Source organism: Kitasatospora sp. NPDC091257 (genome assembly GCF_044757675.1).
GTDB classification, from domain to species: Bacteria; Actinomycetota; Actinomycetes; order Streptomycetales; family Streptomycetaceae; genus Kitasatospora; species Kitasatospora lactacystinica.
Genome location: NZ_JBIVVI010000098.1, coordinates 1 through 13,078, shown reverse-complemented (window position 1 = coordinate 13,078; position 13,078 = coordinate 1). Strand labels below are relative to the sequence as shown.

Sequence of the window (13,078 nt, the reverse complement as noted above, 5' to 3'; positions counted from 1 at the left end):
CCCGACGGAGGGCTACCCCTTCCCGTCCCGGGCCGCGACCGGGACCCGGGGCGCCACCACGGCGGCCCGGGCGTGCCGGCGGCGGAACAGGGCGGGCAGGCTCGGCGCGACGATGAAACCCTCGGCGCGCGCGCTCGCGATGCCGATCCGCGGAATCTCGCTGCTCTTCTCGAAGAGCAGGTAGCGCGGTTCCCAGATCGGCCGGTACTTGGCATTGGCGCGGTACAGCGACTCGATCTGCCACCAGCGCGAGAAGAATCCCAGGACCGAACGCCACAGCCGCAGCACCGGGCCGGCGCCGAGGCGCGAACCGCGTTCGAAGACCGAGCGGAACATCGCGAAGTTCAGCGAGACCCGCTTCAGCCCGACCTCCTCGGCGCGCTGCAGCAGCTCGATGACCATGAACTCCATCAGGCCGTTCTCGGTGTCCCGGGCCCGGCGCATCAGGTCCAGCGAGAGCCCGTCCGGGCCCCACGGCACGAAGCTGAGCAGCGCCTTGAGCTCGCCGTCGCCGTCGTGGCACTCCAGCATCACGCAGCGGCCGTCGCCCGGGTCCCCGAGCCGGCCGAGGGCCATCGAGAAGCCGCGCTCGGTGGCCCCGTCGCGCCACTCGTCGGCCTTGGCCACCAGCTCGGCCATCTCCTCCTCCGAGATGTCCTCGTGGCGGCGGATCCGCACCGTGTACCCGGCCCGCTTGACCCGGTTGTAGGCCTGTCGGACCACCCGCATCGCGCGGCCGTCCAGCGAGAACTCGTCCAGCTCGACGATCGCCTCGTCGCCCAGCTCCAGCGCGTCCAGCCCGTGCCGGGCGTAGATCACCCCGGCCTCCTCGGAGGCGCCCATCACGGCCGGCGCCCAGGCGTGCTCACGGGCCTCGGACAGCCAGGCGTCGATCGCGCCCGGCCAGGCCTCCGGGTCGCCGATCGGGTCGCCCGAGGCGAGCGAGACGCCGCCGATCACCCGGTAGGTGACCGCCGCCTTGCCGCTGGGGGAGAAGATCACCGCCTTGTCCCGGCGCAGCGCGAAGTAGCCGAGCGAGTCCCGCTCGCCCTGCTTGTCCAGCAGGCCGCGCAGCTGCGCCTCGTCCTCGGCGGTGAGCAGCTCCTTGCCGCGCGGGCTGCGGAAGGCCACGTACAGCACCAGCAGGAAGAGCACCGCGCCCATCGCGTTGATCGCGGCGTTCACCCAGGTCGGCGCGGCGATCACCGAGCGCAGGTGCTCGGACGGGGTGATCGTGATCATCCGGCCGACCGAGTAGCGGAACAGGTCCCAGAAACCGGCGCCGGACAGCTCGTTGGTCAGCCAGACCAGCAGCGCGCCCACCCCGCCGCCGAACGCCAGCCCGGCGACGAAGGTGGCCGCCGCGGTCTTCGGGTTGGAACTGTCGCCCTTGGACGTGAACTCCTTGCGCCCGATCAGCAGCGCCAGCACGAACAGGCAGGTCAGAACGGTGGAGATGTAGTTGAGCGGGTGGGAGTCGAAGCGCTCGTCCGGCACCAGCATGGCCGCCAGGTACAGCAGCGCGAACATCCCGCCGAGCGCCGTGTTGAAAATCCACGCGGCCCGCTTGCGCCGCCGCATCGCGATCGCGAGGAACACCGACAGCACCGCGCTGGCCAGGCCGGCGGTCATCAGGTACGGGGTGAAGTACTCGCCCTCGTTGTGCTCGTAGACCTGGTCGCGGAAGGGCACCAGGAGCACCGTCGCCACGTTCAGCAGCGCGATCAGCCGCAGGTACCAGACGGAGGCCGCGGCGGCCCTCGGACGCCAGCGGTCCAGCACGTCGCCGGGCCGGGGTCCGTGGGACGTGGCGGACGGCTCCGACTTCACAGTGGACGACACAGCTCAATTCCAAACGATCAGATGGTGGGGCGCATCCGCAAACGGCCCGGCGTCGGGCGCCCGCTCGGGCCCGACGGACTGACCGGCGACCTCACCCGGCCGACCGCCCGATTGGAGGATGCGGCCGGAAAAGGGTCAGCCAACTCCATGTTTCCCCACCGAACCTGAGAATTGCGTGAACCGGGTAGCGGATTCCCACCCCCGCCGAACGGCGGGGGTGATCAGCCCCCGGCGTTCGGCACCCCACTCGCACAACCCCTACTCTCGAAACGACCCACGCGGACCGCCCCGACCCGGCCGCCCGAACCGAGGAGGCACCATCACCACCACCCGCGTGCTGATCGTCGACGACGAGATCCTGGTCCGCTCCGGCCTGGGCCTGATCGTCGGCTCCGCCGACGACCTGGAGGTGGTCGGCGACTGCTCCGGCGGACAGGCCGAGGAACACGTCCAGCGGCTTCGCCCGCACGTGGTGCTGCTCGACATCCGGATGCCCGACCTCGACGGCATCTCGGTGCTGCGCCGCCTGCGCGCCCTGCCCGAACCGCCCGCCGTGGCGATGCTCACCACCTTCGACACCGACGAGTACATCGGCACCGCGCTGCGGGCCGGCGCGGCCGGGTTCCTGCTCAAGGACACCGCCCCCGAGCAGTTGGTGCACGCCGTCCGGGTGCTCGCGGCCGGCGGCAACATCCTCTCCCCGACCGTCACCCGCACCGTGATCGGCGGCTACGTGGACGGCGGCGGCCCGGACGCCGAGGCCACCGCGCTCGCCCGCACCCTCACCGGCCGCGAGCTCGACGTGCTCGCGCTGCTCGGCGAGGGCCTGTCCAACGCCGAGATCGCCGACCGGCTCTTCCTCGGCACCGGCACCGTCAAGGACCACATCAGCGCGATCCTCGGCAAGCTCGGCGCCGCCAACCGGGTCCAGGCCGCCGTCCTGGCCCACCGGGCCGGGCTGGTCCGGCCCAAGCCCGGCGACGGGGCATGACGACCGCCGACCAACTGCCGTCCAGACGGCTGCCGGCCTGGTGCACCGCCCCCTGGCTGATGCTGCTGCTGCCCGTCCTCTACTCCCTGCTGGACGCCGCCCTGGTGGCCCGGGAGGCCGCCTGGTGGCAGGTGGCGCTGTCCACGCTGGCCGCCGTCGCCCTGTTCTGGCGCCGGCGCTTCCCGGTGACCGTGCTGCTGCTCACCATGCCGGGCAGCTTCGTGGACGAGATCTGGCTGGCCCCGATCACGGCCGTCTACTCGGTGGCCGCCGAGCGCCCCCGCCCCCGGATCGTGATCCCCTGCGGCGTCCTGTTCGCCCTGGTCGAGTTCTTCCACTGGCCGCTGCCCGAGGGCGTCCTCGACCTCAGCCGCGCCACCGCACTGGACGCCATCCAGGCCGTGATGCTGGCGGCCGGCCCGGCCGCCACCGGTCTGCTCGCCCGCACCCGGCGGGAGCTGGCCGCCCGCCTGGACGAGCTGACCCGCGGCCAGGAGCGGGAGAGCCGGCTGCTGGCCGAGCGGGTGCTGATCAGCGAGCGCGGCCGGCTGGCCCGGGAGATGCACGACGTGGTCTCGCACCAGGTCAGCCTGATCAGCATCCAGGCCGGAGCGCTCCAGGTGAGCAGCCCCGACCCGGCGGCCGTGACCGCCGCCCGCACCATCCGCGAGCTGTCCGTGCGGACCCTGGACGAGCTGCGCCAGATGGTCGGGGTGCTGCGCGGCACCGGCGGGCTGCCGGACGCCCCGCTCGCCCCGCAGCCCCGGCTGGCCGACCTGCCCCGGCTGATCGAGGAGAGCGGCCTGACCGCCGACTCCGAGCTGGTCCCCGGCGACCGCCCGTGGCCGGAGGCGGTCGAACGGGCCGCCTACCGCACCGTCCAGGAGGCGCTCACCAACATCACCAAGTACGCCCCGGAGGCGGCGGTGCACGTGCGGGTCCGGGCGAAGGGCCGCCGGCTGCGGGTCGAGGTCCGCAACGACGCGCCGCCGGTGCACCCCACCGAGACGCTGCCGGGCGGCGGCCACGGGCTCGTCGGCCTGCGCGAGCGCGCCCAGCTGCTGGGCGGCACCCTCACCGCCGGGCCGACCCCGGACGGCGGCTTCGAGGTCCGCGCCGAACTCCCGGCCAGCCGCGGCTGATCCGCCCCGGCCCGGCGAAGGCACCGGTGCCGGCGGCCGTCGGGCAGGGAGCGGACGACAAAAAAGCCCCGCAGATCCGTAGATCTGCGGGGCTTCGCTGTGCGCGAGGGGGGAGTTGAACCCCCACGCCCTTTCGGGCACTGGAACCTGAATCCAGCGCGTCTGCCTATTCCGCCACCCGCGCATGGGTGTTGTCCTCGTTGCCGACCGATCTTCCGGAGTGCTCGGTACCATCGGTACTTCGCACTTCTTTGGACCGGCCTCCCTTTCGGGCGGCCCTTCCGACATGGAAAACATTAGCACGACCTGGGGGGCTGCTCCGAATCCGTTGTCCGGGGACCCCGGTGACACTCGAACCAATGCCCGACGAACGCCCGTACGACTTCCGGAAGGGCGATCCGACGGGCGCACCTGGCGTGCCGTACCCGGAATGCGTCACCCTGTGTGTCCGAGCCCACCCCCGGGCACCACACGGTCCGGGAACCGTACGGAAGGGCCCGGCGTGGATACGATCAGTACGGAAGTACCGCAAGTAGGAGGCGCGACCGGGTCCCGGGCGGGATCCGGCCGGCAGGCAGGCGAACGAACCCTGGAAGGGGGTGCCCCATGGGAGTGCTGAAGAAGTTCGAGCAGCGGCTCGAGGGTCTCGTCAACGGCACCTTCGCCAAGGTGTTCAAGTCCGAGGTCCAGCCCGTGGAGATCGCCGGGGCGCTGCAGCGCGAGTGCGACAACAACGCGAGCATCTGGAACCGCGACCGCACCGTCGTGCCGAACGACTTCATCGTCGAGCTGAGCCCGCACGACCACGAGCGGCTCAGCCCCTACTCCGGGCAGCTCGGCACCGAGCTGGCCGGCATGGTCCGCGAGTACGCGGAGGCCCAGCGGTACACGTTCATGGGTCCGCTCCAGGTGAACCTGGAGAAGGCCGACGACCTGGACACCGGGCTGTACCGGGTGCGCAGCCGCACCCTCGCGGCCGAGGAGCCCCCGCAGCAGCAGTACGCGCCGCCGCAGCCGGGCTACGACCGTCCGCCGGCCGCTCCCGCCCCCGGCGCACCGTGGCAGCAGCCCGGCGCCGGCCAGTACAGCGCGCCCCCGCCGCCGGCCGCGCCCCCCGCGATGCCCCCCGGCCCGCCCGCGCCCGCCGGCGGCAACGTCCGGGCCTTCCCCGGCGCCGGCCACGGCGGCGCCGGCATGCGCCGCTGGGTCGAGGTGAACGGCGCCCGGCACCAGATCACCGGCTCGGCCTGCGTGCTCGGCCGGTCGACCGAGGCGGACGTGCGGATCGACGACCCCGGGGTCTCCCGCAAGCACGCCGAGATCCGGCCCGGCACGCCCTCGATGGTGCTCGACCTGGGGTCCACCAACGGCATCGTGGTGGACGGACAGCACACCCAGCGCGCTACGCTCCGCGACGGCTCCCGAATCGTCGTGGGCTCCACCACCATCGTCTACCGGCAGGTCGAAGGGTAGTGTCCGAATTGTTCGCGCGCCTCGCTCACCGACTGGCGGGACGGCCATGTCAGAACTGACCCTCACGGTCATGCGGCTGGGCTTCCTGGCCGTGCTGTGGCTGTTCGTCATCGTCGCGATCCAGGTGATCCGCAGCGACCTGTTCGGCACCAAGGTGAACCCGCGGTCCTCCCGTCGCGGCACGAACGCCACGGCCGCCGGCGGCGCCGCCACCGCGACCGCCGCCACCGCCGCGCGTGCCGCGGCACCGGCCCAGGCCGGCCCCGCGGCGGGCCAGACCCAGGGCGGCGGGGGGCGCCGTCGCGGCGGCCCGACCCAGCTCGTCGTGGTGCAGGGCTCGCTGGCCGGCACCACGGTGGCGCTCCAGGGCCAGACCATCACGCTCGGCCGCGCGCACGACTCCACCATCGTGCTGGACGACGACTACGCGTCCTCCCGGCATGCCAGGATCTATCCGGATCAGACTGGGCAGTGGACGGTCGAGGATCTAGGCTCCACCAACGGCACCTATCTGGACCGGCAGCGCCTGACCGCGCCCACCCCGCTCCAGCCGGGCATGCCGATCCGTATCGGCAGGACCGTCATCGAACTGCGGAAGTAGTTGGCGCATGAGGGACAGCATCCCGTCCATGACCCAGAGGGGGGCACAGGTCGCATGACCCTGGTGCTGCGCTTCGCCGCCGGCTCCCACAAGGGACTGATCCGGGAGGGGAACGAGGACTCCGGCTACGCCGGGCCGCGGCTGCTGGCCGTGGCCGACGGCATGGGCGGTGCCGCGGCCGGCGAGGTCGCGTCCTCCGAGGTGCTCGGCTCGATCGTCCGGCTGGACGAGGACGTGCCGGGCGCCGACCTGCTGACCCTGCTGGGCGACGCCGTCCAGGGCGCCAACGACCGGCTCCGGCTGATGGTCGAGGAGGACCCGCAGCTGGAGGGCATGGGTTGCACCCTGACCGCCATGCTGTGGACGGGTCAGCGGATGGGCCTGGTGCACGTCGGCGACTCCCGCGCCTACCTGCTGCGCGACGGCTCCCTGGTGCAGATCACCCAGGACCACACCTGGGTGCAGCGCCTGGTCGACGAGGGCCGGATCACGCCCGAGGAGGCCGAGACCCACCCGCAGCGCTCGCTGCTGATGCGGGCGCTGGACGGCCGCGGCCAGGTCGAGCCCGACCTGTCGATCCGCGAGGTCCGGGCCGGCGACCGCTACCTGATCTGCTCCGACGGCCTCTCCGGCCCGGTCAGCCACCAGACCCTCCAGGACACCCTCGGCAGCTACTACGCGCCCGAGCAGACCGTGCAGGAGCTGATCCAGCTCGCGCTGCGCGGCGGCGGTCCGGACAACATCACCTGCATCGTGGCGGACGTCATCGACGTCGGCGCCACGGACACCATGAGCGGCCAGTTCAACGACGTCCCGGTGGTGGTCGGCGCGGTCGCCGACGCCCCGCCGTCCTCGGCCGCCGCCGACCGCTCGATCGCGGACACCCCGGCCGGCCGCGCCGCCGGCCTCGGCCGCGGCCCGCAGGGCGCCTTCGGCCCGGCCGAGGGCTACCAGGAGGGCTACGGCGCCGCGCACGGCGGCTTCGGCCCCGCCGAGGGGTACGAGGGCGAGTACGGCTCCGGCGAGCCCTCGGTGTACGGCACCGAGGACTTCGACGAGGAGCGGCCCGCGAAGCGCAAGCGCAAGGGCCTGACCGTCTCGCTGGCCGTCCTGGTCACGCTCGGCCTGCTCGGCGGCGCCGGCTGGTTCGGCTACCAGTGGACCCAGGACCAGTACTACGTCGGCACCCAGGACGACCACGTCGCGATCTACCAGGGCATCAACCAGAACCTGGCCGGTCTGAGCCTGTCCTCGGTGCACTCCTCGTACAGCAGGATCCAGCTGAAGTGGCTGCCCGAGGACCAGCAGGTCCACGTGAAGAAGACCATCTCGGTCGGCAGCATGAAGGACGCCCAGTCCACGGTCAACGAGCTCGACGGCTGGGTCCAGCTCTGCCAGCGGGCGGCGAGGGCGACCGCCCCGGCCGCACCGCCGGCCACCCAGGCGGTGCAGGCCGCGTACCTGGCCACCACGCCCACCCCGACCGAGAAGAACCGCGGCCCGGCCGCGGCGACACCGACCACCTCGCCCTCGGGCACGCCGACGCCGACCGCTCCGGGGGCACCCGCCCCGGCGCCGAACACCACCCCTCCGGTGACCGGCGCGCAGGGCGACCAGGCTCCGCTGACCGACGAGGAAATCAGCCGGGCCAACTCCTGCCCGAAGCAGTGACATCCGTGATCCGACATAGGTCCGCCCCGAGCGGGCTTGCCGGCCGTCAGGGAGCGGTCACCACGTGAGCAGCTACGACCTGAGCGAAGAAACCACCCGGTCCGGCCGGCGCCGGGCGGCTGAACGTGCCGTCCCCCGCCGCCGGGGCAACACCACGATCTCCCCGCAGGAGACGCCCAACCGGCGCAACACCGAGCTGGCCCTGCTGGTCTTCGCGGTGCTGGTGCCGGTCCTCGCGTACGCCAACGTCGGCCTCGCGATGGACGGCAAGCTGCCCACCGGCATGCTCGGCTACGGGCTCGGCATGGGCGCCCTGGCGGTGGTCGCGCACCTGCTGGTGCGCCGCTTCGCGCCGTACGCGGACCCGCTGATGCTGCCGATCGCCACCCTGCTGAACGGGCTCGGGGTGGTGATGATCTGGCGGCTCGACAAGGCGGGCAAGCTGCTCAGGGGCAACTACCCGGCGGCCGAGAACCAGCTGATGTGGTCGGCCCTCGGGATCGCCGGCTTCATCGGGGTGATGGTGCTGCTGAAGGACCACCGGGTGTTGCAGCGCTACACCTACATCTCGATGGTGGTGGCCCTGGTCCTGCTCGCCGCGCCGGCCTTCTTCCCGTCCCGGGCGGAGGACTTCGGCGCCAAGATCTGGATCCGGATGGGCAGCTTCTCCATCCAGCCGGGCGAGTTCGCCAAGATCGTCCTGACGGTGTTCTTCGCCGGCTACCTGATGGTCAAGCGGGACGCCCTGGCGCTGGCCAGCCGCCGGTTCATGGGCCTGTACCTGCCGCGCGGCCGCGACCTCGGTCCGATCGTCGTGATCTGGCTGCTCAGCCTGCTGATCCTGATCTTCGAGAACGACCTGGGCACGTCCTTCCTGTTCTTCGGCCTGTTCGTGGTGATGCTCTACGTCGCCACCGAGCGGACCAGCTGGATCCTGTTCGGCCTGCTGATGTCGGTCGGCGGCGCCGTCGCGGTCGCCTCGACCGCCAGCCACGTGAAGGTCCGCATCGACGCCTGGCTCGACCCGATGGCCGCCTTCAGCGCGAACCCGCCGAAGGGCGCCACCGAGCAGATCGGCCAGTCGCTGATGGCGCTCGGCTCGGGCGGGGTCACCGGCTCCGGCCTCGGCCAGGGCCGCTCCTGGCTGATCGCCTTCGCGGCCAAGAGCGACTTCATCCTGGGCTCCTTCGGCGAGGAGCTCGGACTGACCGGTCTGATGGCGATCTTCCTGCTGTACGCGCTGCTGGTGCAGCGCGGCCTGCGCACCGCGCTCGCCGCCCGCGACCCGTTCGGCAAGCTGTTCGCCGTCGGCCTCTCCTCGGCGATGGCGATCCAGGTGTTCGTCGTGGCCGGCGGTGTCACCGGGCTGATCCCGCTCACCGGTATGACCATGCCGTTCCTCGCCCAGGGCGGTTCGTCCGTGGTCGCCAACTGGGCGCTGGTCGCGATCCTGCTGAAGATCAGCGACAGCGCCCGCCGGCCCGGGGCCGAACCGGCCCCGGCCGCCACCGAGGGCCAGGGAGGACCCGCCCGATGAACAAGCCGATCCGCCGGGTCTCGATCTTCTGCCTCGTCCTGATCCTGGCCCTGATGGTGCGCACCAACTGGGTGCAGGGCGTCCAGGCCGAGTCCTGGGCCACCAACAAGAACAACAAGCGCCAGCTGTACGACCGCTACGCCCACCCGCGCGGCAACATCATCGTCAGCGGCCAGCCGGTCACGAAGTCGGACTTCGTCGACGGCCTGCGCTACAAGTACAAGCGCTCCTGGGTCGACGGCCCGATGTACGCCCCGGTGACCGGTTACTCCTCCCAGGCCTACGGCTCCAACCAGTTGGAGAACCTGGAGGACGGCATCCTCTCCGGGACGGACGACCGGCTGTTCTTCCGCAACACCCTGGACATGCTGACCGGCGAGCAGAAGCGCGGCGGCGACGTCGTCACCACCATCAATGCCAAGGTCCAGAAGGCGGCCTTCGACGCCATGGGCAACAAGAAGGGCGCGGTGGTCGCCCTCGACCCGAAGACCGGCGCGATCCTCGGGCTGGTCTCCACCCCGTCCTACGACCCCGGCACCTTCGCCGGCGGCGAGGCCGCCGACACCAAGGCGTGGACGGACCTCAACGCGGACCCGAACAAGCCGATGCTCAACCGGGCGCTGAAGGAGACCTATCCGCCCGGCTCGACCTTCAAGCTGGTCACCGCGACCGCGGCGTTCGAGAACGGCCGGTACCAGAGCATCGACGACGCCACGGACACGCCCGAGCCGTACATCCTGCCGAACACGACCACCCAGCTGAAGAACGAGAGCCCGAACGAGCGCTGCGAGAACGCGACCGTCAAGTCCGGGATGGACCAGTCCTGCAACACGGTCTTCGCCAAGATGGGCGCGGACCTGGGCAAGGAGCGGATGCGCGCGCAGGCCGAGAAGTTCGGCTTCAACAGCACGATCGACACCCCGGTCCGGTCCGAGAAGAGCGTCTTCCCGGACAGCCCGAGCCTGGACGGCACCGCCCAGGACTCGATCGGCCAGCACGACACCCGCGCCACCCCGCTCCAGATGGCCATGGTCTCCGCCGCCATCGCCAACAACGGCAGCCTGATGCAGCCGTACCTGGTCGACCAGGAGCGCTCGGCCACCCTGACCACCGTCTCCAAGCACACCGAGAAGCAGTTCTCCCAGCCGATGAGCCCGGCCACCGCACAGAAGATGCAGGACCTGATGATCTCGGTGGTCGAGAACGGCACCGGCACCAACGCCAAGATCCCCGGCCTCCAGGTCGGCGGCAAGACCGGCACCGCGCAGCACGGCGAGGACAACGCGGGACTGCCCTTCGCCTGGTTCACCTCCTGGGCCAAGACCGCGGACGGCCAGTCGGTCGCGGTCGCGGTGGTGGTCGAGGACGGTTCCCAGAACCGCGACGGCATCAGCGGCGGCCGGCTCGCGGCCCCGATCGCCAAGGCGGTGATGCAGGCCGCTCTCGGCAAGTAGGAGCGTGGATCCGAGGTGAGGGGAACGTCACGATCGCCGGCCCCGTCCGGATACCGGTCTGATATCGGCCGACGGCTGACTCCGGTCCGGTGCGGTGCGACCGGTAGCGTATCCGCCAGCAGCGGGTGTGCCCGTTGCCGCCCGCGAGGCACCGCACGGCTCGGCCGGAGAACCGGTCGCGGGCCGCGCGGCGTCACCCAGAGCGTGCGGGGACACCTACGTCACAACCTCACCGGCGGGTGAGGGAGAGGGTCTGAACTATGGAAGAGCCTCGTCGCCTCGGCGGCAGGTACGAGCTCGGCGGCGTCCTCGGACGCGGCGGCATGGCCGAGGTGTACCTCGCCCATGACACCCGACTCGGCCGCTCCGTCGCAGTGAAGACGCTCCGGGCCGACATGGCCCGGGATCCGTCGTTCCAGGCCCGCTTCCGCCGCGAGGCGCAGTCGGCCGCGTCCCTGAACCATCCCGCGATCGTCGCCGTGTACGACACCGGCGAGGACTACATCGACGGCATCTCCATCCCGTACATCGTGATGGAGTACGTCGAGGGGTCCACGCTGCGCGAGCTGCTGCACTCCGGCCGCCGGCTGCTGCCCGAGCGCGCCCTGGAGATGACCATCGGCATCCTCCAGGCCCTGGAGTACTCGCACCGGGCCGGCATCGTGCACCGCGACATCAAGCCGGCCAACGTGATGCTGACCCGGCAGGGCAACGTCAAGGTCATGGACTTCGGCATCGCCCGTGCGATGGGTGACGCCGGTATGACCATGACGCAGACCTCGGCCGTCATCGGCACCGCCCAGTACCTCTCCCCCGAGCAGGCCAAGGGCGAGCAGGTCGACGCCCGCTCCGACCTCTACTCCACCGGCTGCCTGCTCTACGAGCTGCTGACCGTCCGCCCGCCGTTCGTCGGCGACTCGCCGGTCGCGGTGGCCTACCAGCACGTCCGGGAGGAGCCGCAGCCGCCGTCCGTCTTCGACCCCGAGGTGCGCCCCGAGGTCGACGCGATCGTGCTGAAGGCGCTCGCCAAGGACCGCGACTACCGCTACCAGACCGCCGACGAGATGCGCGACGACATCGAGCGCTTCCTCGACGGCCTGCCGGTGGCCGCCGCCCAGCAGGCCGCGTACGGCATGGGCGCGGCCGGGTACGGCTACGACCAGAACGGCTACCCGCAGCAGCACGACCCGTACGGCCAGACCAACGTGCTGCCGCAGCAGCCCGGCGGCGGCCCGACCACCGTCCTGCCGCAGGCCTCCGGGCAGCCCGGCTACGGGCAGCAGGGCGGCTACCCGGACGACGGCTACGGCCAGACCTACGCCGGCGCCGCGGGCGGCGGCAACGACGGCTACGACGACGGCTACGGCCGCGGCGGCGGCGGCCGGCGCGGCGAGGACCCGCCGAAGAAGAGCAACACCTCCTGGGTCGTGCTGGCGGTGGCCGCCGTGCTGGTCCTGGTCGGCACCTTCTTCGTCGCCCAGGCGATGTTCGGCGACAAGGGCACCAAGGAGGCCGCGAAGGTCACCGCCCCGAACCTGGTCGGCAAGACCCTGGCCGAGGCCAGGACGGCCGCCGCCGGGGTCGGCCCCAAGCTCGTGGTGACCGAGGGCGACAAGATCGCCTGCCCGGACACCAACGTCAAGAAGGACCAGGTCTGCACCCAGACCCCGACGCCGGGCACCCAGGTCGCGGAGACGTCCACCATCACGGTGCAGGTCTCCTCGGGCCCGGCCAAGGCGCAGGTCCCCGGCGTGGTCGGCAAGCCCAAGGACCAGGCCGTCAAGGCGCTCGCCGACCTCGGCTTCACCAACGTCACCACCGAGTACAAGGACGACGACAACGCCGCGCAGGACACCGTCACCGCCCAGGACCCGGCGGCCAACGCGACCGTCGACCCGAGCGCCGCGATCAAGCTGACCGTGTCGCAGGGCAAGACCAAGGTGAACGTGCCGAACGTGGTCGGCTCCCAGAAGGAGGACGCGACGGCCACCCTCCAGGGCCTCGGCTTCCAGGTGGACGCCTCGAAGACCGTGCCGGCCCCCGACCCGAGCAAGGTCAACACCGTCGCCTTCCAGTCGGTCCCGGCCAACACCAAGGCCCCGGCCAACACCAAGATCTCGCTGACCGTCTTCAAGGCACAGGACAAGCCCCAGGTCCCGCCGCTGGCGAACGTCAAGCTGGGCGACGCCGCCAACCAGCTGAAGGCGCTCGGCCTGACCTACGTCGTGGTCAGCGGCCCCGCCGACCCGAACGCGACGGTGCAGCAGACCAACCCGCCTGCCGGCACCCAGGTCGACCCGAACACCCAGATCCAGCTGTACACCAAGGCGGCCGAGCCGCCCAAAGGGGGCGACCCCACCACCACAC

At 71.6% G+C, this 13,078-nt stretch carries 9 protein-coding genes and 1 tRNA gene; 8 read left to right on the top strand and 2 right to left on the bottom strand.

From position 1 onward, the window contains the following. Positions 1 to 12 precede the first annotated feature (12 nt). The gene (locus ACIQOV_RS07140) at positions 13 to 1,842 is read right to left on the bottom strand and encodes a phosphatidylglycerol lysyltransferase domain-containing protein (RefSeq protein WP_380357471.1); all 1,830 of its coding nucleotides are present in this window, start codon (positions 1,840 to 1,842) and stop codon (positions 13 to 15) included. A gap of 340 nt (positions 1,843 to 2,182) precedes the next feature. Here ACIQOV_RS07140 and ACIQOV_RS07135 point away from each other — a divergent pair, with 340 nt between their 5' ends. Both ACIQOV_RS07135 and ACIQOV_RS07130 read left to right on the top strand, forming a co-directional pair. Then, the gene (locus ACIQOV_RS07135) at positions 2,183 to 2,833 is read left to right on the top strand and encodes a response regulator transcription factor (protein WP_359912234.1); all 651 of its coding nucleotides are present in this window, start codon (positions 2,183 to 2,185) and stop codon (positions 2,831 to 2,833) included. Continuing rightward, on the top strand, positions 2,830 to 3,975 hold the full coding sequence (locus ACIQOV_RS07130; protein WP_359912196.1) for a histidine kinase: 1,146 nt from the start codon (positions 2,830 to 2,832) through the stop codon (positions 3,973 to 3,975). Before ACIQOV_RS07135 ends, ACIQOV_RS07130 begins: the two co-directional genes overlap by 4 nt. A 100-nt stretch (positions 3,976 to 4,075) precedes the next feature. Here ACIQOV_RS07130 and ACIQOV_RS07125 read toward each other — a convergent pair. Next, positions 4,076 to 4,159: transfer RNA gene (locus ACIQOV_RS07125), tRNA-Leu, on the bottom strand. Between the two features lie 422 nt (positions 4,160 to 4,581). On the opposite strand from ACIQOV_RS07125, the gene ACIQOV_RS07120 reads away from it, so the two are divergent. The 6 genes from ACIQOV_RS07120 to pknB all read left to right on the top strand — a co-directional run. Next, a complete protein-coding gene (locus ACIQOV_RS07120) occupies positions 4,582 to 5,448 on the top strand; it encodes a DUF3662 and FHA domain-containing protein (protein WP_359912199.1) in 867 nt (288 codons plus the stop codon). 46 nt (positions 5,449 to 5,494) lie between these two features. Continuing rightward, on the top strand, positions 5,495 to 6,049 hold the full coding sequence (locus tag ACIQOV_RS07115) for an FHA domain-containing protein (RefSeq protein WP_359912202.1): 555 nt from the start codon (positions 5,495 to 5,497) through the stop codon (positions 6,047 to 6,049). A gap of 54 nt (positions 6,050 to 6,103) precedes the next feature. Then, a complete protein-coding gene (locus ACIQOV_RS07110) occupies positions 6,104 to 7,720 on the top strand; it encodes a PP2C family protein-serine/threonine phosphatase (RefSeq protein ID WP_401045842.1) in 1,617 nt (538 codons plus the stop codon). A 157-nt stretch (positions 7,721 to 7,877) separates the two neighbouring features. Further along, the gene (locus ACIQOV_RS07105; protein ID WP_359912237.1) at positions 7,878 to 9,257 is read left to right on the top strand and encodes an FtsW/RodA/SpoVE family cell cycle protein; all 1,380 of its coding nucleotides are present in this window, start codon (positions 7,878 to 7,880) and stop codon (positions 9,255 to 9,257) included. Then, on the top strand, positions 9,254 to 10,711 hold the full coding sequence (locus ACIQOV_RS07100; RefSeq protein WP_401045839.1) for a peptidoglycan D,D-transpeptidase FtsI family protein: 1,458 nt from the start codon (positions 9,254 to 9,256) through the stop codon (positions 10,709 to 10,711). The genes ACIQOV_RS07105 and ACIQOV_RS07100 overlap by 4 nt, the downstream gene beginning before the upstream one ends. 260 nt (positions 10,712 to 10,971) lie before the next feature. Beyond that, positions 10,972 to 13,078, top strand: a 2,107-nt coding sequence (gene pknB / locus ACIQOV_RS07095; RefSeq protein WP_401045836.1) for a Stk1 family PASTA domain-containing Ser/Thr kinase, incomplete at its 3' end; no start/stop codon positions are given.

Bases quoted from the DNA above. Each gene is read 5' to 3' on its own strand.
- ACIQOV_RS07110 (WP_401045842.1), top strand. From the start codon at position 6,104: ATGACCCTGGTGCTGCGCTTCGCCGCCGGCTCCCACAAGGGACTGATC.
- ACIQOV_RS07100 (WP_401045839.1), top strand. From the start codon at position 9,254: ATGAACAAGCCGATCCGCCGGGTCTCGATCTTCTGCCTCGTCCTGATC.
- ACIQOV_RS07120 (WP_359912199.1), top strand. From the start codon at position 4,582: ATGGGAGTGCTGAAGAAGTTCGAGCAGCGGCTCGAGGGTCTCGTCAAC.
- ACIQOV_RS07115 (WP_359912202.1), top strand. From the start codon at position 5,495: ATGTCAGAACTGACCCTCACGGTCATGCGGCTGGGCTTCCTGGCCGTG.
- ACIQOV_RS07130 (WP_359912196.1), top strand. From the start codon at position 2,830: ATGACGACCGCCGACCAACTGCCGTCCAGACGGCTGCCGGCCTGGTGC.